The organism is Acinetobacter sp. YH01024 (assembly GCF_013420195.1).
In the GTDB taxonomy this organism is placed as follows: Bacteria; Pseudomonadota; Gammaproteobacteria; order Pseudomonadales; family Moraxellaceae; genus Acinetobacter; species Acinetobacter amyesii.
Genome location: NZ_VOYQ01000001.1, coordinates 200,097 through 225,227 on the forward strand (window position 1 = coordinate 200,097; position 25,131 = coordinate 225,227).

At 39.2% G+C, this 25,131-nt stretch carries 19 protein-coding genes and 1 tRNA gene; 5 read left to right on the forward strand and 15 right to left on the reverse strand.

The genetic code is table 11. The features are described from left to right. Positions 1-28: 28 nt before the first annotated feature. From FTT88_RS01095 to crp, 7 genes are all read right to left on the reverse strand, one after another. A complete protein-coding gene (locus FTT88_RS01095; protein ID WP_180063520.1) occupies positions 29-1,330 on the reverse strand; it encodes a DUF945 family protein in 1,302 nt (433 codons plus the stop codon). Positions 1,331-1,458: 128 nt separating this feature from the next. Continuing rightward, positions 1,459-2,625 carry a GNAT family N-acetyltransferase gene (locus tag FTT88_RS01100; protein ID WP_180060057.1) on the reverse strand — a complete coding sequence of 389 codons (1,167 nt, stop codon included), beginning with the start codon at positions 2,623-2,625 and terminating at the stop codon, positions 1,459-1,461. Position 2,626: 1 nt separating this feature from the next. After that, positions 2,627-4,177 carry a GH3 auxin-responsive promoter family protein gene (locus FTT88_RS01105; protein ID WP_180173642.1) on the reverse strand — a complete coding sequence of 517 codons (1,551 nt, stop codon included), beginning with the start codon at positions 4,175-4,177 and terminating at the stop codon, positions 2,627-2,629. Next, entirely contained in the window at positions 4,177-5,013 is an 837-nt protein-coding gene (locus FTT88_RS01110; RefSeq protein WP_306669391.1) for a hypothetical protein, read from the reverse strand. The genes FTT88_RS01105 and FTT88_RS01110 overlap by 1 nt, the downstream gene beginning before the upstream one ends. Before the next feature lie 225 nt (positions 5,014-5,238). Next, the gene (clpB, locus tag FTT88_RS01115) at positions 5,239-7,818 is read right to left on the reverse strand and encodes an ATP-dependent chaperone ClpB (RefSeq protein ID WP_180173643.1); all 2,580 of its coding nucleotides are present in this window, start codon (positions 7,816-7,818) and stop codon (positions 5,239-5,241) included. A 347-nt stretch (positions 7,819-8,165) separates the two neighbouring features. Continuing rightward, on the reverse strand, positions 8,166-9,215 hold the full coding sequence (locus FTT88_RS01120) for an NADP(H)-dependent aldo-keto reductase (RefSeq protein WP_180173644.1): 1,050 nt from the start codon (positions 9,213-9,215) through the stop codon (positions 8,166-8,168). A 202-nt stretch (positions 9,216-9,417) separates the two neighbouring features. After that, positions 9,418-10,128, reverse strand: coding sequence for a cAMP-activated global transcriptional regulator CRP (gene crp, locus FTT88_RS01125; RefSeq protein WP_078188629.1), 711 nt, complete (start codon positions 10,126-10,128; stop codon positions 9,418-9,420). 148 nt (positions 10,129-10,276) lie between these two features. On the opposite strand from crp, the gene FTT88_RS01130 reads away from it, so the two are divergent. Both FTT88_RS01130 and FTT88_RS01135 read left to right on the forward strand, forming a co-directional pair. Further along, entirely contained in the window at positions 10,277-10,705 is a 429-nt protein-coding gene (locus FTT88_RS01130; protein WP_078188630.1) for an OsmC family protein, read from the forward strand. A gap of 403 nt (positions 10,706-11,108) precedes the next feature. Next, positions 11,109-11,855, forward strand: coding sequence for an IS5 family transposase (locus FTT88_RS01135; protein ID WP_168377779.1), 747 nt, complete (start codon positions 11,109-11,111; stop codon positions 11,853-11,855). 86 nt (positions 11,856-11,941) lie between these two features. Here the strand turns inward: FTT88_RS01135 and FTT88_RS01140 are convergent. The 7 genes from FTT88_RS01140 to efp all read right to left on the reverse strand — a co-directional run bounded on the left by FTT88_RS01140 (position 11,942) and on the right by efp (position 19,352). Continuing rightward, positions 11,942-12,018 (reverse strand) — tRNA-Val (locus FTT88_RS01140). Positions 12,019-12,050: 32 nt separating this feature from the next. Continuing rightward, positions 12,051-14,063, reverse strand: a complete 2,013-nt coding sequence (locus tag FTT88_RS01145) for a DUF3488 and transglutaminase-like domain-containing protein (RefSeq protein WP_180173645.1) — start codon at positions 14,061-14,063, stop codon at positions 12,051-12,053. A 3-nt stretch (positions 14,064-14,066) separates the two neighbouring features. Then, the gene (locus FTT88_RS01150) at positions 14,067-14,972 is read right to left on the reverse strand and encodes a DUF58 domain-containing protein (RefSeq protein WP_373886695.1); all 906 of its coding nucleotides are present in this window, start codon (positions 14,970-14,972) and stop codon (positions 14,067-14,069) included. A gap of 12 nt (positions 14,973-14,984) precedes the next feature. Then, on the reverse strand, positions 14,985-15,941 hold the full coding sequence (locus FTT88_RS01155; RefSeq protein WP_180009341.1) for a MoxR family ATPase: 957 nt from the start codon (positions 15,939-15,941) through the stop codon (positions 14,985-14,987). Positions 15,942-16,169: 228 nt separating this feature from the next. Continuing rightward, positions 16,170-16,472 (reverse strand): YbdD/YjiX family protein, encoded by a 303-nt coding sequence (locus FTT88_RS01160; protein ID WP_078190160.1) that lies wholly within the window; start codon positions 16,470-16,472, stop codon positions 16,170-16,172. A gap of 13 nt (positions 16,473-16,485) precedes the next feature. After that, positions 16,486-18,588, reverse strand: coding sequence for a carbon starvation CstA family protein (locus FTT88_RS01165; RefSeq protein WP_180009343.1), 2,103 nt, complete (start codon positions 18,586-18,588; stop codon positions 16,486-16,488). Between the two features lie 194 nt (positions 18,589-18,782). Then, positions 18,783-19,352, reverse strand: coding sequence for an elongation factor P (efp, locus tag FTT88_RS01170; protein WP_067762759.1), 570 nt, complete (start codon positions 19,350-19,352; stop codon positions 18,783-18,785). A 388-nt stretch (positions 19,353-19,740) separates the two neighbouring features. Between efp and epmB the strand changes: the two genes are divergently transcribed. Genes epmB through FTT88_RS01185 form a run of 3 tightly spaced genes read left to right on the forward strand, consistent with a single transcriptional unit; the run spans position 19,741 to position 24,628 of the window. Further along, a complete protein-coding gene (gene epmB, locus FTT88_RS01175) occupies positions 19,741-20,757 on the forward strand; it encodes an EF-P beta-lysylation protein EpmB (RefSeq protein WP_180004886.1) in 1,017 nt (338 codons plus the stop codon). A gap of 14 nt (positions 20,758-20,771) precedes the next feature. Beyond that, entirely contained in the window at positions 20,772-22,517 is a 1,746-nt protein-coding gene (locus tag FTT88_RS01180) for a GTPase (protein ID WP_180021984.1), read from the forward strand. Beyond that, on the forward strand, positions 22,499-24,628 hold the full coding sequence (locus FTT88_RS01185; protein ID WP_180173646.1) for an EAL domain-containing protein: 2,130 nt from the start codon (positions 22,499-22,501) through the stop codon (positions 24,626-24,628). Before FTT88_RS01180 ends, FTT88_RS01185 begins: the two co-directional genes overlap by 19 nt. A gap of 83 nt (positions 24,629-24,711) precedes the next feature. Here the strand turns inward: FTT88_RS01185 and rpmE are convergent, their stop codons facing one another. Then, the gene (gene rpmE / locus FTT88_RS01190; RefSeq protein WP_078190165.1) at positions 24,712-24,936 is read right to left on the reverse strand and encodes a 50S ribosomal protein L31; all 225 of its coding nucleotides are present in this window, start codon (positions 24,934-24,936) and stop codon (positions 24,712-24,714) included. Positions 24,937-25,131 lie beyond the last annotated feature (195 nt).

Here is a 25,131-nt window from a genome sequence, read left to right on the forward strand (position 1 = left end):
TTAAACTTAACTACTCACTACTGGTTGCTTATTTCTTTTGTATGGCTTGACCAAAAAGCTTTTGACCGAACTTATATTGCATACTCATGACCATGTTATCGCCATCGCGCTTGCCTTGCCCTGATGTTTCAAAACCAGCAAACATGGCTTCAGCTTCCTGTCCTGACAAACTTTTGCCCTGTAATTGCAAAAAGTTATTCATGATTGCAGTCATCATATTTTTATCAAAACTTAAGTCTGCTTGAAAATCCAGTAAGCTCGGCACCATTTTAATAAAAGACTCCATTGAGGCATGGTGACCCGGCATGACTTTCCCCACGACATTTGCAGAGGCTTTACCTCCACCAATACTGATCGAGTTATCTTTAGACTCAAAATCAAAACCTTGGCTTGCGATAGCTAAGAAAGCTTGAGTCATTTCTTCACTTGATTCACTCACTGCATCGCATGAATTTTCCACCTGATGCAAAAGTTCACTAAATGCACGAACTTTATCTAGATTGACTTTATGTAATGCCAAATTTAGTGCGAAATCTTTGGTGACTGGTGAACCTGGGAAATCCATCTCATCAGCTTTTAAGTAGCCTTCAAAGTCCACATCATGTTTATTTAGTTCGGTCTCCCAACGCAGTTGCATACCACGCATGCCGCCTGAGAACTTTTGATCTAAACGTTTGATAGAACCCGCTTGGATTTCAACAAAGCCATTTTCAAGATTTTTCTGATTTAGACCTTGATTGGTCTTCATCGAAAAATTTTGCACCATGGTTTGCATTGGACCTTCACTCAACCGAACCACAGGTAAATGGATTGAAAGCTCAGATACCTTAGTGACTTGCCCCGGTAAACTACTGATCCGAATTTGCAATTGGCTTGCATCAGCTTGTACTGTTGCACCTTGTGCAGTCGTTTTAAATGCAGGAATCTGTAAATCTGTTTTACTTTGACCAATCCAATTGACCAACGTTTTTGCCGTTAAGTCCGTGCCAAAAAGCTTGGCATATTCGGACGTACTTTGTTGTTGAACAATCTTAAAATTCGAGTTGATATTATAGCCTTTCAACCCACGTTGAATCTGATCTGTACCCTTCAACACGATCACTTCTTTCGGTTTACACGGGTCTGTTTTCAGGGTTAATACCCAATCGACTGTTCCACCCATCAAGCCCATTTGATAATTGCTGTACTTTACATCAACATCTTGTACAGCTGCGGACCAATTATTCTGTGTATAAAATTGGGCAAGAGATTTATCTGCATATAAATTCCCTCCCACCACTGCTGCTGAAAGCACCGCTAAACTGCCAATTCCCCACATCAACTTCGACATGTCTTTCTCATTCTGATTATTCTTTGCGCAGTATACTGAAGAACTCAGTTACATAAGTACACAATTAGAATGATTTTAAATGATTGATTTGGCAGTTTTAATTGATTTTTTGATCGTTATCACTTCCTCTATATACGCCCAACTTCAAAATAACTAATACGTTTACGATCAAAAGCAGCGTATGGATTGGCTTTAAAACTATGAAAATAGTGCTTGGCTTTTAACACATGTGAGGTCGTATTTTTCATCCACTCAATACGTGGGTCCTTCTCTGCCAAAGTAATACAATAGGTTTCTTTACCACGTTGCTTTGTCTGCTGTTTTGCATGAAAAATCAAACTTGCAAATACGTCCAGATGTTCAGGATGACATAGCGGACTATGCAACATTAAATAATCAAAGGTTCCATGAATTTTTGGCAGTGATAAAACACCACGCACACTGGCATAGGCATTATAAAACGGCTTCATCAACTTTAATGAACGCGAATAGTCGATTACGCGGGTTTGTTTAAAACTCTTTTGATTCCATAAGCCATAGAGTCCAACCAACTGATTGTGCTGATCATAAATCAAATAAAAATCGTCCAGATTTAAGCCTGCCCAAAATGGATTTTGACCATCAACCAACGCATTAAAATCATAGCTAGGTAAAAAATTATAATGGTCTTTCATTTTTAAAATGAAATCATTTGCTTCATCTACACGTTCAGCAGTCAGCGTTTTAAATTGATATTGATTGAAAGTTTTTGGTTTCACTGCCTGTGAAACGGTAAAGGTTCGAATTTCATCATAAAAATATGGCAGCGGAAATCCAGATCTTTCATGATGTAAAATACTGGCAGCGACAATATTGTCGTTTAAAACCACACTTTCAAAAATCGTGTCTTGTGGTATTTCATCATGGAGATAGTCCATCAATAAGCGCATGACTTTAGCACCACGATACGCTGGATTCATTCTTAAATCGGCGACATAACGCATCAGGTCAGGCTGACCATTGATATAACAATAACGCCATCCCAAATTCATCATCGCAATCACGATAGATGGATCTTCCACAGGGACAACCACTTTTAAATCTGGACGATTATACTGTGCGTGGCTGGCATCAAAATAACTGGGGTGACGCGCATAAGATAATGTGATGCCATTGCTTGGCATAGTCTCTGCACTAATTTTCATTAGTTGCTCATCATCTTCGACAGTCGCATTTCGAACCGCAAACTTAGTCTCATTCTTTGAATGATATAACGCCGTTTCGTCGAACGGTGCATCTAACACATCGATATCCATCTCAATACTCAATTATTTTTGTTTTCATTTTCTTAAGCGGCTCAGGCTTAATATTCCCTTCAATCATGCCATTGTTCATGGCTAGTGTTTTGTAGTAGTCCCAAGCATCTTGTACATGTACCACTTCAGGTTCATCCAACTGCCCTAGATCGCGTGCCAATTCATAATGAAAATTATGTTTAAGCAAACGGTCTAGTGCTTGAGCGGATGGTTGTTTATCTACATTGCCTTCACTGAGTAAAATATAGTGTGGTTTTTTAACCGAACATTGTTCAATACCCAAGATACTAATCGGCAAATAATCCGCTTGTTTAAACTCTGCAAGGACTTTAACTGCTGCATTGTGGTCGAGCTTTTCTCCGACCAAATCAACCGTCATTTTTCGACCTAAAAATTTAAAACATGGCACTTGCTGATAAAAGTCGGTGACTTCTAATTCATCATCAATCACATAACGAATTAATCCTGAACCTGTAGTAATCACAGGACTAACGATATCGCCTATTTTCAGTTGCCAAGATGGCACCACTTTTTGGCTGTCTTGCAAAATAAATTCATAAAAATGTGACTGATAACTTAAGGTAAAACGGTTTGCAAATGGAATCGTCACTACGCCTTCAGTTGCCCATAAACCTTTACCCTCAAATGCCACCCCTGCAATTCGTTGCTGTAGCTGTACTGCCCATTGCTCTGCGCTCGCTGTATCCCAACTCGAAACCAGACTGAGTTTAGGCCACAGTTTTTTCCACGCCGTTGCTTGGGTTAAATCCAAGTCTTGTAAGCGATAGCATTGTTGACAAGATTTCGGAACTTGCAGAAAACTCAAACCATCACGTTGCCATTGTCCAGTTTTTAAGACCTGTACAATTTCAGCTTGATGTTCTTGAATAATATCCAGCAATTGCAATGCAAATGTAGGACTCCATACCGAAATCATGCCTAAATGCTTATCTGCAACGAGATACACCGCGGTTGCAAACATGGCATCTTCGGCTGAATTTGCCATCGCAATTTCAGTCGGTACCGATTGAGTAATTTTACTCAACACTCGCTTCGACAGATTAAGCAGCGCACTGTCATCATTTAAATTACTATTTTCTAAAAGCTTTCGCTGGCTTTCAGGCAACCATGAAACCGACCAATAATGCGTTGAATTTTTAAGTTGTGGGTGTGCCCGATATAAATTAGTCAGCCATAAACCAATAGCCTCATCCAGTTCATCTAAAAAAGCCTGAGTATAGGGAATGAATTTAATTGCTTCACTCGACCCACTGGTCGGTTGAAACCGTACAATTTTTTCAGGCCCCAAACTATTTTTGCCACTTTGTCTGGATTGTTCAATTTGGCTTTTCCAATTGCTATAACGAGAAAGCGGATATTTTTTGGCAAATTGCTCATAGCTTAAATTTTGCGAAATGTGCTGCTTTAAAAAATGACTTAATTTTTTACGTTGCACATTTTCCAGCTGATTTGCCTGCTGTGTATAGCGCTGAAATGCTTTACGGCAGGCAATATTCAAAAATTGATGTGCTATAGTGAGAAGCAATCCCATTAGGCCACCTTCGAGTCTGAACCTGTCGCAATATGCAATGTACGTGACTTATAACGTAACTTGCTGTCATGTTTACTCACACTGGTGGTCTTGGTTAAGAATCGATTTACATAACGGTATAAATCGCTCCAGCGTAATTCACCAATGCACGGAAGTTCTGTTCCATCGACCCAAGTTGGGTTCTTATCTTCAAAGAAAGCTATCTTGGTATTATTTTCGCGCATTTCATGGGTGATGGGCGCAACATCTGCTTTGAGTGGTTGATAGTCTTCGCCAAAATTCAGCAGACCCGTTTCGTGGTTATAATATTCTGAGAAGTATTCTTTACAGTACGATTCAACAAAGTCTTTGAGATGAGCATTTTTCTCACCATAGTGTGGATAGTAGCTGTAGTAGTTATTGGCTAAGAGCAGATAAGTTTTAAAGCCTTTAGAGATTAAAATCCAATATATAGGTGTTCTTGGATGACGAAATTTAAAACTAATAATATAACGGAACATTGCTCTAGTTAATGCACGATTTCCCCAATACTCTTTCTCAATAATGGTATCTCCACTGAAAAAAGCATGTCGGGCTTTACCATCAACAACAAAGTCACGTTCCATAACCGTCGAAAATCCGACAATTTGATTATTTTTCGGTTCAATAATAAAAAAAACACCGGTTTTTTCTAAGAAGTCGCGTTCAAAAATTTCATAACGGGTATTGGCATAATACTTTTGATAAATACCATACATGCGTTTGAGTTCTTGAACAGTGATGTCACCAGTATGTTTATATAAACTATAAGGTTCTTTTTTGATCTGCCTAAGCAGTTTAAATTCCATCATAATCATAATTTCCTGTTGCCATTCATTCTTGATGAACGCGCGATATTGTTTTTGTTTTACAGAACACAGCCATCTCGTTGGATGCGTGCGGGCGTCATATTAGTGGGTGAAAATGATGAAATGCAATCAACTTTACGTATTTAAACGAAAATCACGAAAAGCGTAAAATAAAAAAACCCGGCCTAAACCGGGTTTCTGTTTTTACAACTGAACGTGGCTAATTTGTACCTTTTAATTGAGTTTCATCTTGTCAAAACTTAGGTGATCTCCTTCCGCTTGAACAACAATCGTATCGCCCGGTTGGAACGCGCCTGACAAGATTTTCTGTGCCAGTGTATTTTCAACTTGTTGTTGGATGGCACGTTTTAGAGGACGTGCACCATATACAGGGTCAAAACCAGCATCGATAAGTAACTCAAAGGCACTATCTTCAACTGCCAAACTCATGTCTTTGTCAGCCAAACGTGAACGTAAACGATCCAACTGAATATCTGCAATGCCACGAATTTGCGCTTTTTGTAAAGAATGGAAAACCACCAGCTCATCAATACGGTTCACAAATTCAGGACGGAAATGTTCAGATACAGCAGCCATGACCACAGCACGAACTTCGTCTTTCGACGGGTTTTCACCTAATTCACGAACATCGGTTGAACCTAAGTTCGAGGTCATCACGATTACGGTGTTTTTGAAATCAATCACACGACCTTGTGAGTCAGTTAATCGACCATCATCTAACACTTGAAGCAAGATGTTAAAGACGTCTGGATGGGCTTTTTCAACCTCATCAAACAACACCACACTATAAGGTTTACGACGTACAGCCTCAGTTAATACACCGCCTTCTTCATAGCCCACATAGCCCGGAGGAGCACCCACTAAACGGCTCACCGAATGCTTTTCCATAAACTCTGACATGTCGATACGAATAATCGCATCATCACTGTCAAATAAGAAGTTACCTAGAGCTTTGGTTAACTCAGTTTTACCTACACCTGTTGGCCCAAGGAATAAGAATGAACCACTTGGGCGGTTTGGATCGGATAATCCTGCACGAGAACGACGCACCGCATTTGATACTGCTACGACCGCTTCATCTTGACCGACTACACGGTTATGTAAGAACTCTTCCATGTGTAAGAGTTTTTCACGTTCACCTTGTAGCATTTTTGCAACAGGAATACCTGTAGCCGCACTTACCACTTCAGCGATTTCATTTTCAGTGACTTTGGTACGAATCAGTTTCGGTTCTTCATTCACCTCGGCAACTTCTTCTTCATTCAAGCGTTTTTGCAACTCAGGAATAACACCATATTGCAAACGGCTAGCTTCTGCTAAATCACCTTCACGTTGTGCTTTTTCAAAGGCAGTACGTGCTTTATCTAGCTCAATTTGAGCCTGATTCGTGCCGTCAACCAAACGTTTTTCCGCAATCCACACTTCTTCCAAATCACTATATTCTTTTTGAACTTCAGCAATTTGTTTCTCTAGGTGCTCAACTTCAGCTTTTGAGACTGAATCTGCATCTTTTTTCACGGCTTCAAGTTGCATTTTCAATTGAATTAGGCGACGATCTAAACGGTCTAATGGCTCAGGTTTTGAGTCAATTTCCATTTTAATTCGTGATGCTGCTTCATCAATCAAATCAATGGCTTTGTCTGGTAACTGACGATCTGTGATGTAACGGTGCGACATTTTTGCCGCAGCAATAATCGCTGAGTCTAAAATTTGCACACCATGATGGGTTGCATATTTGTCTTTTAGACCACGTAAAATCGCAATGGTATCTTCCACACTCGGTTCATCAACGATCACTTTTTGGAAACGACGTTCTAGAGCCGCATCTTTTTCGATATATTGACGATATTCATCAAGTGTCGTCGCACCTACACAGCGTAGCTCACCACGCGCTAATGCAGGTTTAAGCATGTTACCAGCATCCATTGCACCATCGCCTTTACCTGCGCCAACAAGCGTATGTAATTCGTCAATGAAAAGAATAATTTCGCCATCATATTTGGCTAAATCTTTTAGAACTGCTTTAAGACGTTCTTCAAATTCACCGCGGTATTTTGCACCTGCAAGCAATGAACCTAAGTCAAGTGAAAGTACACGTTTACCTTTCAGACTTTCAGGAACTTCGCCATTGACGATACGCTGTGCTAAGCCCTCAACGATTGCAGTTTTACCCACACCCGGCTCACCAATCAGTACGGGGTTGTTTTTACTACGGCGTGATAAAACCTGAATGGTACGGCGAATCTCTTCGTCACGACCAATGACCGGATCTAGCTTACCTTCTAATGCACGTGCATTGAGGTCTAAGGTATATTTGTTGAGTGAATCACGTTGATCTTCGTGGTTATTACTCATGACTTGTTCACCGCCTCGTATTTGTTCAATTGCATTGCGTAATTTATCTGTCGTTACGCCTACACTATTTAATAAGGTTTTGGTTTTACCCGTTTCAGCTAAACCTAGAATCACCCAATCTGTAGATAGAAACTCATCTCCAGCTTTTTGAGCAAAACTGTCAGCTAAATTCAGCGCCTTGACTGCTTCAGGATTTAGGTTGATGTCCCCTGTAGGCGTCGCAATGGTGGCGGTATCCTGTAGGGCTTGCTGAAGTTTGGTTTTTAACTCAGGAAGATTAGCACCTGCCTGTTGTAACAAGTTTTGGTTCGAAGGCTCTTCAAGCAATGTCGAAAGAATATGGATTCCTTCAATGGCTGTATGGTCTTTCCCCATTGCTAAAGATTGGGCATCGGATAATGCTTGCTGCAAACGGTTTGTGAATTTTTCGAATCGCATTCTTGTTATTCCTCACAACAAATTCTGTACTTGAAGCATATATGGGAGTCATATTTAAAATTTCAAATACATTTTTTAAATATTTTTCAATGAGTTAATTTTAAGATAAAGATAAATCTCAATTATAATATTGGTATAAATAGAATACTTTTCAAGTCATTTATTGAAGAATTTAGTACTTTATTATATTGTTTAAATACATATGTATTTTTAGGCAATTTTCTTGTCAACTCAACTGACTTTCTGACAATAAAATTCAATGATTTTCCACTAGCTTATATCACGTAAATGTCAAAAAAGCCCACATTTACATGCAGGCTTTTGCTTAATCCACTAAAAAGTTCAGCTTAAGGTGCAGGATTTGGCTGCTGGCGATGAATATCTTCAATCCCTTTTAAAATGTCTTCTGATAAATTCACCTCAAAAGCATCAATATTTTCTTTCAACTGATCTAGATTTGTCGCACCAATAATTGTACTGGTGACAAAAAATTGCTGCTTAATAAATGCTAGTGCTAACTGTGTCAACGTTAAACCATGCTGTTCAGCCAATTGTGCATATTGTTCTGTTGCCCATTCACTCTCCGCATTTGAATAGCGGCTGAAGCGTGAAAATAGTGTCACTCGAGCATTGGCAGGACGTGCACCATGACGGAATTTACCTGTTAGATAACCAAATGCTAAAGGTGAATATGCCAATAAGCCCACGCCTTCGTAGTGTGCAATTTCAGATAAACCGATTTCATAAGTACGATTCAACAAACTATATGGATTTTGCACACTGACAATTTTTTCTAAACCATGCTTTTCTGCAAGTTGTAGGAATTTTAACGTTCCCCATGGCGTTTCATTAGATAGTCCAATTGAGCGAATTCGACCTTTTTTCACCTCATGACTTAAAGCAACTAATGTTTCTTCTAAATTGGTAATAGTTTGCGTACTGTTTGCTTCGGCATTGCCATAACCCAATTTACCGAAAAAGTTGGTTGGACGTTGCGGCCAATGCAACTGGTATAAGTCAAGATAATCTGTTTGTAAGCGCTGAAGAGAATGATCCAGTGCAGACTCAATTTCCGAAGCAATAAATTTAGTTTGCCCGTCACGAATATGACTACCGCCTTGTGACGGCCCTGCAATTTTTGAAGCTAAGATTAATTTATCACGTCCACCGCGAGCTGCAATCCAGTTACCAATAATAGTTTCAGTTGAACCTTGGGTTTCAGGTTTCGGTGGGACAGGATACATTTCTGCAGTATCCCAAAAGTTAAGACCACGCTCTAAAGCATAATCCAGTTGCTCGAAAGCTTCTGCTTGGGTGTTTTGTTCACCAAACGTCATAGTGCCTAAACAAATTTCTGGAACTAAAATTCCGCTATGTGCCAATGGTTTAAATTGCATGCCACAAATTCCCTCTTTATTTTAAATATCAATATATAAGTCACGAAGTAGCTTACCTAAGATATCGGCTTTGTTTAAATCATAATTTTCTGTTTATTTGTCAAAAAATGTGCGAAAGGTTGCTTCCGCTATAATAGTGAGAAATGAATAGACATAAAAAAAGCAAACCCCTGAGTTTGCTTTTTTAGATTCGGAAGACTGATTATTCTTCGTCGTCGAAATCATCTGAAGCCAATTGGCTTTTCTCTTCAAGCGATGCATCAAAAATTAGAATCGCTTTACCATCAGTTTCAATCATGCCTTGCTCTTCAAGTGTTTTTAGAACACGACCAACCATTTCACGGGAACAACCCACAATACGACCAATCTCTTGACGAGTAATACGAATCTGACGACCATTCGGCAAAATCATTGCTTCTGGTTGTGAAGATAAATCAATTAAGCAACGTGCAATACGACCTGACACGTCAATAAACGCAAGGTCAGTGACTTTCCGTGTCGTATTTTTAAGACGACGTACAAGCTGTGCAAATACCGCATAACTTAAGTCTGGGTATTGTTTGCTTAATTCATGAAAGTTTTCATAGGTAATCTCAGCAATTTCACATACATCACGCGTACGCACTTCTGCAGTACGCTGTGCATTTGCTTCGAATAGACCCATTTCCCCAAAAAAGTCACCCGCATTTAAGTACGCAACCACAATTTCACGCTCATCATCTTCGCGTAAAATGATAGATACTGAACCCTTAAGAATTAAATACAAAGATTTAGATTCTGAGCCCGCATCAACGATTGTTGTACGTTTTGGGTAACGATTGATATATGCACGTTTTAATAATGCCTTCACCGACTCAGGTAACTGCCCCGGAGATAGCGCATCTGTGCTAAGTTGTGAAAAGTTTGAAGTCATGCTAACAGTTTCCGAATATGGATAATTTATAGATCGCACAAGACCTAAAGTGAACTTGTCACACGTAAGAGTTGAAATTCCTTATCAACTCAATTTATGTTAGTGTACAGGTACTGCGTAAATTTATAGCTTTTTTTAGGGACTTGCAATGCAAACTAGTGTTCATTGGCTAGAGAATGTTGCTTTTGAAGCAAAAACTCAAAGTGGTCACACTGTTATGATGGATGGATCACAAGAATATGGCGGTGAAAACCGTGGTCCGCGCCCAATGGAACTGATTTTAACAGGACTTGGTGGTTGTGCATCTTTCGATATTGTGACGATTTTAAAGAAAGCACGCCAAGACATTACTGATGTTCGTTGTGAATTAAATGCAGAACGTGCCGACACTATTCCTGCTGTATTCACTAAAATTCATTTGCACTTTGTAGTCACTGGTCATGGCGTGAAGGAAAAGCAAGTTGCAAAAGCGGTTGAACTTTCTGCTGAAAAATACTGTTCTGCTAGTAAAATGCTGATGGATGGTGGTGTAGAAATTACCCATGACTTTGAAATTTTAGAAGCTGAAGCGGCATAATATATTTGCTCAATTAAAAGCCGCATAGAATGCGGCTCTTTTGTTTCAAACAATCCGCTAAAGCACACATTGTATAAAGCACTGCTATATAGTCATAAACGCAGAAATATGAGCCAAAGAAGTTTGGCTTAATCACTTAAACAATCAATATCCAAATTGATGTATTTGCACATAGATGCATTTACACCCAATTCCATCTCATGATGATTTTACGACTCAATCCATATGAATCTATTCAAGCCAAATACGATTGAAAACGATTGCGAAGAACACCTTACATATAAGTAGATTTGATTTAACTATAGTCTTAATAACACTTTAATTAGGGTGTGTTGACACTTTTAGCTTAAAAAAATAGCGAAGTAGTAAAATCAAATCACCAAACCCAATTTTACTATTCGCTATGCCTCGTACCATGCTGACAGATCAACACTGGCAAAAGTTGAAAGTTATTCTGCGTAATTTATCCATTCACCACAACTCAAATTTACGCAATTTTATTGAAGCTATTCTCTATAGAATTAGAACAGGCTGTCCGTGGCGAGATATTCCTTCTTGTTTTGGTCATTCAAACTCTATTTTCAAACGTTTTAATCGTTGGTCAAGCAGCGGTAAGTTACTTAGATTATTCAAATTACTAGCCTCATGCCCCGATATGGAGTGGATTTTTATTGATGGCTCTCATGTACGTGCTCATCAACATTCTGCCGGCATAGCGAATCAATCTATTTCTAAAAGTGTAGGAGGAAACTCCTCAAAAATACATTTGATTGTTGATGCACATGGCAATCCTATTGATTTCATGATTACCGATGGAACCACACATGATGTTAAAGTTGCACATGATTTAATATCAACATTAGATTTAAAAGAGACAAAAGTGGTATGCGCAGATAAAGGCTATGATTCAGAATCACTGCGTGAACAGATCAGGAAAACAAGGACTAAAGCGAATATACCAAGGAAAACGAATAGCCAATCGAACAATGACCATATGGACTGGTATTTATATAAAATCAGGCATTTAGTTGAAAATATGTTTTGCAGATTAAAGGAATTTAGAGGAATAGCTACTCGATATGACAAGCTCAAAAGGAATTATCAAAGTTCTGTTGCTTTAGCCTGTATATTTTTATGGCTACCTTTATAGGGTTAATTATGAACAGTAAATGTCAACAGACCCTAATAATTTCAGATAAAAAAAAGCAGAATAATTTTGATTCTGCTTTTTGAATTTGGTAGGTTTAACCAGATTCGAACTGGTGACCTCTACGATGTCAACGTAGCGCTCTAACCAACTGAGCTATAAACCTAGAATGCGTAGAATCATATTCATTTTTATTTTTTATGACAAGCCCTTTTCTGAGTTTTTTAAACTTTGCGTACAAGTTTTAAGCAAAGCCTTAAAATATTGAATATCATGAGAACTTAGCGCGGTACCTACATAAATTTCCTGCTCAAATAACGTAATAACTTGTTCAAATGCCGCCCTTTCCTGTTCAGGTATATTTTCAGCCAAACGTTGTAACCAATGCCTAAAACTTTCTGAAGCCACTTTTTGCTGGCTCAAGGGTAAATTCTTTGCGAAATTGGTAATTTCTCTTTCAAGCGGGCTTAAACTTTTTCTTTTTTTCCGCAAAATCCATATAAAATATAATGCTACAATGCCACCAATACTCAAAATAAGAAGTAACCCACCTGCATAAGCAGAATTTACCCCGAGCTTTTTAAACCATTGTTGCTGTGATTCAGCATTATAACCCACCACTTTGCTTTGCCATTGGTAACTCGCATAATCACTCCATACACGGACTTTTTTCAACATCGAAAATTGTTGATAGGCCCAAGTCGACTGCTGGCTCCCAAAAATTGTCCGATCTTGTTCCATATAATCCTGCATCCCCCCATCGATACGCTGCGGTGCGATCATGGCCGTCGGATCAATACGACGCCAATGTTGATTGATATAAACCTCTGTCCACGCATGTGCATCAAGTTGACGAACTTCCCAACTTTTTCCATCTGGTGCTAATTGACCACCTTGATATCCCACGACAATACGCGATGGAACACCAACATAGCGCATCAACATTGCAAAGCTCGAAGCAAAATGTTCGCAAAAGCCCTGTCTTGATCCGAATAAAAAATCATCTATCCGATTTTGCCCCAATACACCTGGGCTTAAGGTATATGCAAAGCGATTTTGTTTATACCATTGCAAAACTTCGGCAATATAACGCTCGGGATTTTGATGACTTCGCTGCCATAATGTTTGGGCCAATTGTTGTGATTGAACATCCAAGTGTTCAACATAACGAGTATTTAATTTTTCAAGCAAAGCCACATTTTTTATTTGTGGCGGCTCTGCACGTCCTAACCATTTCAGTTGAATCGGCTCCGTGCGTGCTGTTAATCGGTAGGGTGTAATTCGACCATCTTGACCTAATGCAAAACGTGCTTCATTGGGAACGGATTGCTCCAACGACATAATCCACATCACACTTGGGTCGGCAGCCAAATATTGATAATTCAATGTCCGCTTGGGTTTTAACTCGGCTGGATTCAGCTGTATAACGTTCTGGTTAAAAAAATGACTGGTCCATTTAGAACCATCATATTCATCTAATGCCATCGCCCGCCAATACAGCTCTGTACGTGGTGGCAAGGCTTGAATATCTCCAATTATACGAAAAGCCAAACTACTCGACTGTGATAACTCAGCAATATCGCCCGGAGACATGCTATCACTTATCCCTGTTGTGGCTTTATTTTCAGGAATAGGAATGTGCCATAGCGGTGGCAGGCGTGGAAAAAAGAGAAACAGTAAAATAAAAAATGGAACAGCTAAGCCAATAAATTTTCCCACATGCCCAATATCTTGTTTAATCGCCTGTATTTCACCGCTTGAGTCTTGGCTAAAACCAACGGTCTGTAAACGGTACAACCCAATAAAACAGCTCAACAACGCCAATAAAATAACCAATGCCATGGCAAAAGACTGGCTAAACAAAAAACTACTGGCAATCACAAACATCGCAAAGTTATATAAAATAATTACATCACGACGTGTTTTTGTTTCTAAAGATTTAGCAAATAAAAATGTACTGAGTACTGCAACCCCTGCATCAACACCAATAAAGGTTTTATGGCTTATATAAATGCTAAATAATGCTGTCAATGTCAGCACATAAGTTAAAATTTTAGAAAATGGTTTTTTACTGGCGCGGGTATTGAGTAATAAAATAAGCCAAATGACTAAAAATACTAATGATGTCGCCACAGGGATATAAAGCATTTGTGCAATGAGCACCAAGGCTAAAGTGAGTAATATTGAGCGGCGTATGGTATTTTCAATCATCTCTTAAGCCTGCGCCAATAACCGTTTTGCTTCGGAAAAATGCAGTGCTCCAGTGCCTGATGCTAACTCAGCATTAGGTAAATACAGTGCATATTGATCGTGATTTTGCTCAGCCTGCTCGACCAAACCCATCATAAGGCTAAGTTTTTCTTCATGACTTTGAGCTGGCATATGGTGATAATGAATCTCCAATTTCTTTAGATCTTCATATTGTTCAAAGACTTTCACATATAAGCCTTGTCCTCGTGCTGCTTGTTTCCAAGACACCGCATGAAGTGAATCCCCCGTCTGAAAACTCCGTAATTCGCGAAATTCATCAAGATCAGGTTCAAAGTTTTGCTGTTGTTGCTTATTTTCAACGGAATGCCAACTGGCTTGAGGTGCAACCCACGCTGGTTGCTGTACGTACAAATACGTCCAGGCCCGAACCAAACCAAAGGGATAAACACTATAAATTTGTATGGGTGGAATCTGAAAAAAACCGCGTTGGCTGGTTGTAAAATTTAATTGAAAGCCATGCTGTTGCGTATTGAACAATAATTTATGTAGCTGATTTTCAGTTTTAATCCACAAATATCGCGCCTGTTCAGCATCTTGCTTAAAGTAAATTTCGACCGAGAGTAATTCACCTGCTTGCGGTGTATCAACAACATTTATTTGAATCTGCAACGCATGAAGCTGCTTAAAAGTAATATAGAAACTAATACTCAATACGGCGCTAATTAAAAAGCAAAAGCCTAAAATCAAATTATTGGCATAATTCACACCTGCAATAAAAGTGATGAAAATTAATACCAAATACAAGTAGCCTTGCTGATAGATAAAGATCAAGACATCTTTTTGAGTCAGCTGCTTGTGCTGATCGATTTTAAATCGATGTTCAATCCATTGCTGCCACATTGAAGCCAAGGTTCAACTCCTTTATTGAATCGAAACTTGTTCTAAAAGCTTAAAGGCTTCAAGATCTGACAACCCAATTCGATGAGATACCACAGCTGTAAAAACGGCTTGTACATCGTCAGGATTCACATAATTTCGCTGCTCAATCAGCGCATAGGCTTGCGCAGCTTTCTTTAAGGATAAAACACCACGCGTAGAAAGACCATGTCTCCCTTTACGTGTTTCAGCAGCAAGATCCAAAATGTAATCCATCAAACGATCACTCAGATGTATCTGCTCGACAAAGCCTTGTAGTTGTAAAATTTCTGATTCATTAAAGATATGTGCTAATGCCGCAATCAGATCATGGCGTGAAGTTTGTTGGAGCAATAATTTCTCTGCCTGACGCGATGGATAACCTAAAGACAAACGCATTAAAAACCGGTCCAACTGGGACTCAGGTAAGGCATAAGTACCACTTTGAAATAAAGGGTTTTGTGTCGCAATCACCCAAAATGGTTGAGGCAAAGCATAGCGCACACCATCAACCGTCACATACCCCTCTTCCATCGCTTCCAATAAAGCACTTTGGGTCTTTGGACTACAACGGTTGATTTCATCTGCCAATAAAATTTGGGTAAAAATCGGCCCAGATTTAAACTCAAAATGATGTTCTTTTTGATTAAACATATTTACCCCAATCACATCGCTGGCCAGCATGTCATTGGTAAATTGAATCCGTTGAAACTTTAATCCCGCTAAATGTGACAAGGCGCTAGATAATGTCGTTTTTCCTAAACCAGGTAAGTCTTCAAATAGCACATGCCCACCAGCCAATAGACAAGCTAAAGCCAATTTGGTTTGCTGGTTTTTATCCAAAATAATTTGGTTAATTTGTTCGAGGAATGTATTTATTTTCGGGTAAAAAGGCGCAAGGCTCTGCTCACTTAAAAGCGTTGATGTATTATTTTGTTGGCTTTTCTCTGATCCCCAAAACACCTTTTATTCCCCAATAAAAAAGTTAAATGAATGACTAACATACAGGGTTTTATTTAAAAATACAGTGTTTATCTCCAAGCCATACCCAGTTCAATACTTTAAATACATACGCTTGATATTTATTGAGTATACAAAAACGTTGTTTTCGCTTCGACTGATCAAAATTTTGCAATAAAAAAGCGTCCCGAAGAACGCTTTTTTATTGGATTTTTAGCACAAGTCAAAGCATTAGCAAGGACACTTCTTCATGTCACCACCAGCTGATGGATAACGTGCATCTACACAGTGACGATAAAATGTTTTTGCATCCATCGCTTCCAAATCAGGATGATGTTTTGCCATATGTTCCAAATAGTTTTGGTAATCTGGCACACCCACCATCAGGCGGAAGCTTTGCTGTAAACGTTGCCACAACGTCGCAATACGTGACCAATTTTTCGGGTTCAGAATTAGATCCTTCTGCGACATAATGGTCATTTTAATGATTTTATAAATCACCGTTTTTCCACTTTTTGCAAACTTCAGGTTCATTCATATTCCCCTATTAATGTGCTGAATTCGACGGATTAATTTCAGCTGGGTCACGGTAAATCGCTTCTGCTTCATTCACCGATGGATTTGGATTTGCCAAAGCACGACGCACCACACCAATCGCTGCAAATAACATCACAAATGCCACAATCATAAAGAATGCACAAAGACCGGCATTGATTTGATTCGACAATGCAACCGTATGCATTTCAGCCATGGTTTTCGCAGGTGCCAACAATTCATTCTTCGCAATGGCTGCGTTAAAACGATCTGCTTGAGCCAAGAAACCAATCTTTGGATTTTCGTGGAAAATCTTCTGCCAACCAGCGGTCATAGAAGTGATAAACAAGAATACTGTTGGGATAATCGTTACCCAAACATACTTTTGTTTTTTCATCTTGAATAAAATCACTGTACCCAAGATCAATGCCATCGCAGCAAGAATTTGGTTACCAATACCAAATAGCGGCCATAAGCTATTAATACCACCAAGTGGGTCAACCACACCTTGGTAAACGAAGAAGCCCCAACCTGCGACAGCCACCGCTGTACCCAACAGATTTCCGAAGAAATTATGAGAGTTTTTAACCGCAGGAACCACGATACCCACTGTATCTTGCACCATGAAACGACATGCGCGAGTACCTGCATCCACAGCTGTTAAAATGAAAAGTGCTTCAAATAAAATCGCGAAGTGATACCAGAACGCCATCATTGAACGGTTATTGAAAATTTCCGTAATAATGTGAGCCATACCAATCGCAAATGTCGGCGCACCACCTGTACGAGACAAAATCGAATTTTCACCCACTTCTTGTGCAAGTAAGGTCAATGCTTCAGGTGTTACCACGAAGCCTAATGTACGAACTGCTTCCGCAGCGGACTCAACCGTTGTACCAATCACAGCTGCTGGCGCATTAATCGCAAAATATACACCAGGCTCAAGAATCGTTGCACAGACCAAAGCCATAATCGCAACAAAAGATTCCATCAACATGCCGCCATAACCGATCATGCGAATATCTTTTTCATTATTCACAAGCTTCGGTGTCGTTCCTGAAGAAACGAGCGCATGGAAACCTGAAATTGCACCACAGGCAATGGTAATAAACAAGAATGGGAACATTGAGCCTGCAAATACAGGACCTGTACCATCAATAAAATGCGTCACCGCTGGCATTTTCATTTCAGGCAATGCAAACATGATCCCGATTGCCAAACCTGCAATAACACCAATTTTCAAGAAGGTCGATAGGTAATCACGTGGTGCAAGCAGTAACCAAACAGGTAATACTGATGCCACGAAACCATAACCAATCAACCACCAAGTTAGTTCAGTACCTGAAAGTGTAAAGAATGGCCCCCAGTACGGATGCTGTGCAATGTCGCCACCATAGATAATCCCAGCCATCATCAGTACAAAACCAATGATCGACACTTCTGCAATTTTACCCGGACGGATAAATCGCATGTAGATACCCATGAAAATCGCAATCGGTACAGTGGCAGCGATACTGAAGACACCCCACGGACTATTGGTCAACGCTTTTACAACTACCAAAGCCAGCACTGCTAGAATGATGATCATCACGCCAAGTGCACCAAGCATCACGATGATTCCGGCAAAAGAACCCAGTTCTTGTTTTGCCATTTCACCGAGTGAACGACCATCACGACGCGTTGAGATGAATAAGACTAAAAAGTCTTGAACCGCACCGGCGAGAACAACACCCACCAAGAGCCAAATTGTTCCCGGCAAATAACCCATTTGCGCAGCAAGGATCGGTCCGACTAAAGGACCTGCACCTGCAATCGCAGCAAAGTGGTGACCAAATAGAACGCTTTTATTGGTCGGCACATAATCCAAACCGTCAGCTAAGCGATGGGCAGGCGTTAAACGTCGCTCATTCAGTTCAAAGACTTTATTGGCAATAAATAAACTATAAAAACGATATGCAATGCTATACACACAGATTGCTGCAAGGATCAGCCAAACTGCATTGACATGCTCGCCTCGACTGAGTGCTAGTATGCCGAATGAAACGGCACCTAGAATGGCTACAAACAGCCAGATAATCTTCGAAGCCATTCCTGACTTCGGTTGAATGTTTTCCATCTCAATCCCTCATAAATGTTGAAATAAATCAGCTTGATTTTTCTTGTTCGAGGTACTGCTGTTTCTTCCCTTGAAACTCTACTCCTGTTATAAGTTTTTTCATCTAATACTTTGGAATAAAAATTTAAACCAATAGGTATAAAAAAAGGGATGAATCACTTCATCCCTTTCGATAATAGTCTATTTTTAAACCATTATGCACGTTCTAAATAGTCACCAGTACGGGTGTCTACACGAACGCTTTCTTCTTGCTGTACGAATAATGGAACACGTACAACTGCACCAGTTTCAAGCTTAGCAGGTTTACCGCCACCGCCTGAAGTATCACCACGTACACCTGGATCAGTTTCAACGATTTTTAATACAACGAAGTTTGGCGCGCTCACAGTTAAAGGAACACCGTTCCAAAGCATGATTGTGCAAAGTTCATTTGAGTCATCTTTCAACCATTTAGCCGCGTCGCCCATAGCAACTTTATCAGCAGCGATTTGTTCGAAAGATTCTGGGTCCATGAAGTTCCACATTTCACCGTCGTTATACAAGTAGTTCATTTCAACTTCTTGGATGTCAGCAGCTTCTAGTGAATCACCAGATTTGAAAGTTTTTTCTAAAACTTTACCAGTTTTAAGGTTACGTAATTTTACGCGGTTAAAAGCTTGGCCTTTACCTGGTTTTACGTATTCGTTTTCCATGATTGAACATGGGTTACCGTCAAGCATGACCTTAAGGCCTGACTTGAAATCATTCGTAGAATAATAGGCCATGACTGGCTCACTCCAAACTTACTAACTTTAATCTATAGATGCTATGGGCTGTAACATGTCATTTAGCAAGTACTGACTGTAACATTGGCTGCCACATGCACATTAATGTGATATTGCGTATTCTAAATGACCAATGCACCATGTCGCAACGAAAAAATCCCCATTAAAGGGGTCAAGCTGCTTAACTTACACTCAGACATTAAAGAACTTTGTTTATACAATGCCCACAAACAGGTAAAATTGCTGTTTACTGAAACTTAATAAATGTTTCGTAGGCTTCATCCGTTGTGAGCTTTATCGGAATTATTTCAGCTTACACTTAAAAGTTCGACGCATTAATTTCAGCAATATTCCCTACTCACCTTTCTGCATTTTTTAAACAATCGGCATGATAAACTATTTATTTCAAGAGCAAAACTGGCAAACCCAATTGAGTGATTTGATTACAAATCCTCAAGAATTACTCGATGTATTAGAACTTTCGCATGATCAGTTATTATCTGGTGCTCAGTTCGCAGCAGATGAGTTTCGCCTACGTGTGCCGCGCGCTTTTGTCGAAAAAATGCAAAAAGGTAATCCGCTTGATCCGCTTTTACTCCAAGTCCTACCGCATCATTTGGAACTTGAAGAACACGCCGGTTTTGTCACCGACCCTTTAGGTGAAGAGCAGGCTAACCAACAGCCAGGGGTATTACATAAGTACAAGTCTCGTTTTTTACTGACTTTAACCGGTGCCTGCGCGGTCCATTGCCGTTATTGTTTCCGCCGGCATTTTCCCTACCAAGAAAACCTGCCTAAAAATGACGATTGGGCAAACATTAAACAATATATTGAACAACAACCCGATATTAATGAAGTGATTTTAAGTGGTGGAGACCCGCTCACACTATCAAATCGTAAACTTCAAGTGTGGATTGAACGTTTATCGACTTTGCCACAAATTAAATTTTTGAGAATTCATTCACGAGTTCCTATCGTAATCCCCAACCGTGTCGACGAAGAGCTGGTTTCTATTTTAAAAAACAGTAGGCTACGCATTATTCTAGTGGTACACTCAAATCATCCATCAGAGCTAGATGACTTCACGTGCAGCCAGCTTCAACAGCTTGTCAAACAAGGAATCACCGTGCTGAATCAAGCAGTCTTATTAAAAGGGGTTAATGATTCTGCAGAAGTATTAGTCGATTTAAGTTACCGCTTATTCGACGCAGGTGTAATGCCATATTATTTGCATGTTCTGGATAAAGTAAAAGGTGCTCATCATTTTGATACACCAGCTCAGGATATTGATTTAATTTATAAAAAAGTTTTAGAGAACCTACCTGGTTATTTGGTTCCTAAACTTGTACGGGAAATAGCGGGCGAAAAAAACAAGACACCGCTTTTTGGGGCTTCAACTTTTTGAGTTAAATAATAAAGATGACCACGCATACTTCAGATACGTTTTACAATCCGACTGAATTAAAGCTGGATAAATTAAGCTTTTGTCCGACCAATGCTAAAGGTCTGCAAGAGTGGTTAAACGGTATTTCAATTTTACAATTGGGTACCTCATCTAAAGCTTTATTCAATGCCTTACTTGAAATCTCCGAGCTGAAATGCCAAGAGATGTTACGTTTTGATTTGGTTCAAATTTTACATCCGACTATGGAAAGTGTGCTCACAAGCTTAGAAAAACACTTTACCAATCAAAGCCTCATTACCACGGATCGTAATGACCAAATCATTGAATTGGCGATGCTTTTACGCAGTCACTTTGCCAAAATCTATATTGATATTGCCAAACGATGTAATCAGCAGCTTAATCAACAAAAGTTTTCGATTTTTTCATTCGGCCATAAAAAAAGCTTACAAACCGCTCGAATTGCGTCGATTTACTATGCACTGCAACAACTGACACTATTGTTGTATCAACAACATATGTTGTATGCCACCCCGACTGCAGGTCAATGGATTGCGGCACATCAACTGATTGAATGTGCCATTGAACACAATTTCTATCAAAGTAATGTCAATCAGTTACTGGGTACTCAACATCAAATTGCAAATATTGCTCAAGCTTATGCACAATTAATCTTATTAGATATTTTCAATAATCATCAGATTCGCCCTGCTGAAATCCAAGGTTTGTATTTATGTAGCTTTGACTGGGCAAAATTGGTTCAAATCCTACCGAAAGAAACCACGCTTTCACGCTATGTTGTAGACACGAAAAAAGATCACCCACCGATTTATAACTCAAAACAAGATCGGTCTTATCAAGCCAATGTATACATTTCAACGCAAAACTTGCTCGATCATTTGACCGAAACGCAAACTAGAAATGCCAATTATTTATCTAAAAATGAAAAGTTATTTTTAACTCCAGCGCTATATTTCCATATTCATAATATTTTGACCAACAACACTGAACGCCGTCATGAACGTTATGAATATTCTGCGCAAATTAATATTTGCTTTAGCTTAATGGTGGCGCATTTCTATCTCTCTAAAGGTAAAAACTTCCACGAAACTTTAGATTTGGAAGGCAATTATCAATTCCACAATGAAGCCTCTTTTGTCAATTCGCATGATTCAAATATGCCAACAGGCATGACTAATGCGAAAGCGCTAGATCGTGAAGCAAAACAGATTCATACTGCTGACGTATTAGATATTAGTGTGAATGGTTATCGCATTAAATGGACTGGCCCTACCCCAGCCAATTTAAAAACCGGCGAATTTATTTTGATCCAAGAAAATGCTCAAAGCCAATGGCGTGGCGGTGTTGTTCGTTGGATCAAACAATCGACTGAAAAAAGTTTGGAATTGGGTCTCGAAGTACTGGCTCAAGATTTGTATCCATGTTCAGCCCATATTCGTACCGACCGCAATACAACAAATCATCAACCTGCTTTATTGGTACAGACCACACAACTTGATCAAGTGTCTACGACCTTAATTTTACCTGGGGCAAATCTCTTCCGAGAGAAACAAACGATCCACCTTCGCTTAGGCAAAGAAGACATCAAAGTCTATCTCACCAAAGCGCAGTTGGTGACACAAAGCTTTATTCGCTTTGAATATGAATTATTGAATGAAGAGCAAGAAAATGTCGTTAAAGACTATATTGCGAAACAGAGCAATGAGATCAAAAATAACGACTTATGGGAAGCATTAAAGTGAGAAATCCATTACTATCCAAAAAACTAAAACGTACGGAAACTCGATTACTCATTATTGATGATAATCAAATACGTTTTAACCAGATACGTGATTTATTGACAGACAGCGAACATCAAGTTCATGCCATATTACTTGATGATTTACAAAATTTCGAAAAACAGCTGAATCTCAATTGGGACTTGATCATTTTTGGACGTGCTTATGATTTAAAATATGAACAAGCTTTAAGTTTAGTTCAACTATCGAGCCAACCGAATTTACCGATTATTTTACTTAAACCCGAAGACTATCAAGCAGAACAATATGCAAGTTTAGTCAAAAAAGGGATTTATGACATTGTCGATATTGCTGAACCTGAGAGTTTCTATTTTGGTTTAATCCGTGCTTTATCCTTTAGTCGCCTACAACAATCTCAACAACATTTAATGGAAGAGCTCGAAACAGCTCAAATCCAAACTCAGTCTTTAGTTGAAGATAGTCGTAAAGCGGTTGCAGTGATTCAAGAAGGTATTCATATTCAAGCCAATGCTGAATATCTCACTTTATTTGGTCTAAAAAATGAAGATGATGTAATTGGTCTGCCCCTGCTCGATCTATTACAACCTTCTGACCTCAATGACTTTAAACAACGCTTTAAAAAAATCAGTCAAGGACAGCTCGACTTAGGACGTTTTGATCTTGTTTCGCAAAATATCGCAGTGGCTGGGCAAAACCCACTAAAACTCGAATTTATTGCCGCGGCTGAAGAAGATGCTTTACAGCTCGCAATTGAAATTGGCAGTCAAAGCAGCAATGCTGTAAGCAACGCTCCAGTTGAAGCTAGCCCACAAAAACCAAAAGCATTTCAACAACTCAACCGCACCATTGGCCAGCAACCTGCTAATGTAAATGCATTGGTTCTATTTACATTGGCTTCTTGTTCTGATGCGATTTTTCAAAAAGATTGGAATACTTATAAGAGCTATTTCACCAATATTAAAGACTTCTTGAAAGATCAGACTCATGCTCCATTATTTAGTTTAGATAATGGTGCAATCGTTGCCTTATTCCAAGCGGATAATCAGCTCAAACTTGAGTCTAAGTTGATTGGTCTTAACACCCTGAGCAAACCTCAATTACTCAGTGTAAACAATGAAACTTATCCATTAAATTTACGCATAGGATACAGTGTTTTAGACAGCAATATTCGTGATGAAGCACATTTTGATACCTTTATTGCGAAAGCCTTTAATACTGCGCTACCAACCAACCAACAAGCACCTGAAATCGATTTAACTATTCCATTAGAAATTGATATACCAAGTTTGGATTTTGGTACACCAGAAGCACAAATTGCGCCGATTGTCGTTAGTGATGAAGCTCCTGTTATTAAGGCCCTTCGCAACTGCTTAGAACGCGGTGAAATTCATCTTAAATATCAACAACTGTATGATAAAGAAGATTCTCATCTTTATACTTATGAAGTAACCAGCGGCTTTATTTTTGAAAATAAATGGAAAGATATCGCTCAACTACGTGAATTGGCTGAAGACTCAGAGCTATCCATTAAATTGGATCGTTGGATCTTGGTTGAATCGTGTAAACAGCTACACAACTTCATCACTCAGTTCCCTGAAGCTAAATTAATTGTTAACCTGAACAAGGAAGTGCTATATAACGACCGCACCTTCCCTGAGTTTATTTCAAAACTCATTACGATTATTCGTAGTAAATTGAAGAATCCACTGATTTTACAATTTGCAGAAGAAGACATTCAGCTCAATATTGATGCCGCTCAAAAAGCATTTGTTGAACTTCGTAAAAATGGTGCCGAACTGGCTTTACGTAATTTTGGTCATTCGATGTTTAGTGAATCATTATTACGTCAAATGGATGTTCACTGCTTAACACTAGATTCAAGCTTGACCCAAATGCTTGCAAACGACAAGTCATGCCAAGAGCTGCAAGAAAAAATTACCACTTATCATGAAATCAAAACTGTTGAAATCATGCTACGTGAATTAAATGACATGACCCTGTTTGCCAATGCTTGGAATGTTGAGGCTCGCTTTATTCAAGGCGATTATTTCCAGAAGAAACTCGACCATCTCATCGATGTTCAGGACCAATAAAGTTCTGAACATTACCGATTTAAGGTTTATCTTTTTATCGGCACAAAAAAACGGGCATAAAGCCCGTTTTTTCGTTTTGGATATTAACGTTTGATAGAACGTGACATACCAGCAAAACGTTGTTTGAATTTGTCGATACGACCGCCAGTGTCAACGCTTTTCTGTTTACCAGTGTAGAATGGGTGGCAAGCAGAACATACGTCTAGGTAAATAGTTTCTTTACCAAGAGCTGAACGAGTTTCAATTACGTTACCGCATGAACATGTAGCAACTAAAGTTTCATATTTTGGGTGAATATCGGCGCGCATCGTCGATTACTCCTAAGATTTAAGAAGGTTTAGCTGTCATCGCAATTGATCACTCTTGCATCACTACAAGGAAGGCTTAAAAAAGCAGACCAACACCATAACAGACCATTCTTTTGGCCCACCGAGACGGATACCGTCAGAGCTAAGCACAACAAGTTGGGGCAAATTATAGCTGATTTTTTATTGTTAATAAAT

Bases quoted from the DNA above. Each gene is read 5' to 3' on its own strand.
- FTT88_RS01095 (WP_180063520.1), bottom strand. From the start codon at position 1,330: ATGTCGAAGTTGATGTGGGGAATTGGCAGTTTAGCGGTGCTTTCAGCA.
- FTT88_RS01100 (WP_180060057.1), bottom strand. From the start codon at position 2,625: ATGGATATCGATGTGTTAGATGCACCGTTCGACGAAACGGCGTTATAT.
- FTT88_RS01105 (WP_180173642.1), bottom strand. From the start codon at position 4,177: ATGGGATTGCTTCTCACTATAGCACATCAATTTTTGAATATTGCCTGC.
- FTT88_RS01110 (WP_306669391.1), bottom strand. From the start codon at position 5,013: ATGATTATGATGGAATTTAAACTGCTTAGGCAGATCAAAAAAGAACCT.
- clpB (WP_180173643.1), bottom strand. From the start codon at position 7,818: ATGCGATTCGAAAAATTCACAAACCGTTTGCAGCAAGCATTATCCGAT.
- FTT88_RS01120 (WP_180173644.1), bottom strand. From the start codon at position 9,215: ATGCAATTTAAACCATTGGCACATAGCGGAATTTTAGTTCCAGAAATT.
- crp (WP_078188629.1), bottom strand. From the start codon at position 10,128: ATGACTTCAAACTTTTCACAACTTAGCACAGATGCGCTATCTCCGGGG.
- FTT88_RS01130 (WP_078188630.1), top strand. From the start codon at position 10,277: ATGCAAACTAGTGTTCATTGGCTAGAGAATGTTGCTTTTGAAGCAAAA.
- FTT88_RS01135 (WP_168377779.1), top strand. From the start codon at position 11,109: ATGCCTCGTACCATGCTGACAGATCAACACTGGCAAAAGTTGAAAGTT.
- FTT88_RS01145 (WP_180173645.1), bottom strand. From the start codon at position 14,063: ATGATTGAAAATACCATACGCCGCTCAATATTACTCACTTTAGCCTTG.
- FTT88_RS01160 (WP_078190160.1), bottom strand. From the start codon at position 16,472: ATGAACCTGAAGTTTGCAAAAAGTGGAAAAACGGTGATTTATAAAATC.
- FTT88_RS01165 (WP_180009343.1), bottom strand. From the start codon at position 18,588: ATGGAAAACATTCAACCGAAGTCAGGAATGGCTTCGAAGATTATCTGG.
- efp (WP_067762759.1), bottom strand. From the start codon at position 19,352: ATGGCCTATTATTCTACGAATGATTTCAAGTCAGGCCTTAAGGTCATG.
- epmB (WP_180004886.1), top strand. From the start codon at position 19,741: ATGATAAACTATTTATTTCAAGAGCAAAACTGGCAAACCCAATTGAGT.
- FTT88_RS01180 (WP_180021984.1), top strand. From the start codon at position 20,772: ATGACCACGCATACTTCAGATACGTTTTACAATCCGACTGAATTAAAG.
- FTT88_RS01185 (WP_180173646.1), top strand. From the start codon at position 22,499: ATGGGAAGCATTAAAGTGAGAAATCCATTACTATCCAAAAAACTAAAA.
- rpmE (WP_078190165.1), bottom strand. From the start codon at position 24,936: ATGCGCGCCGATATTCACCCAAAATATGAAACTTTAGTTGCTACATGT.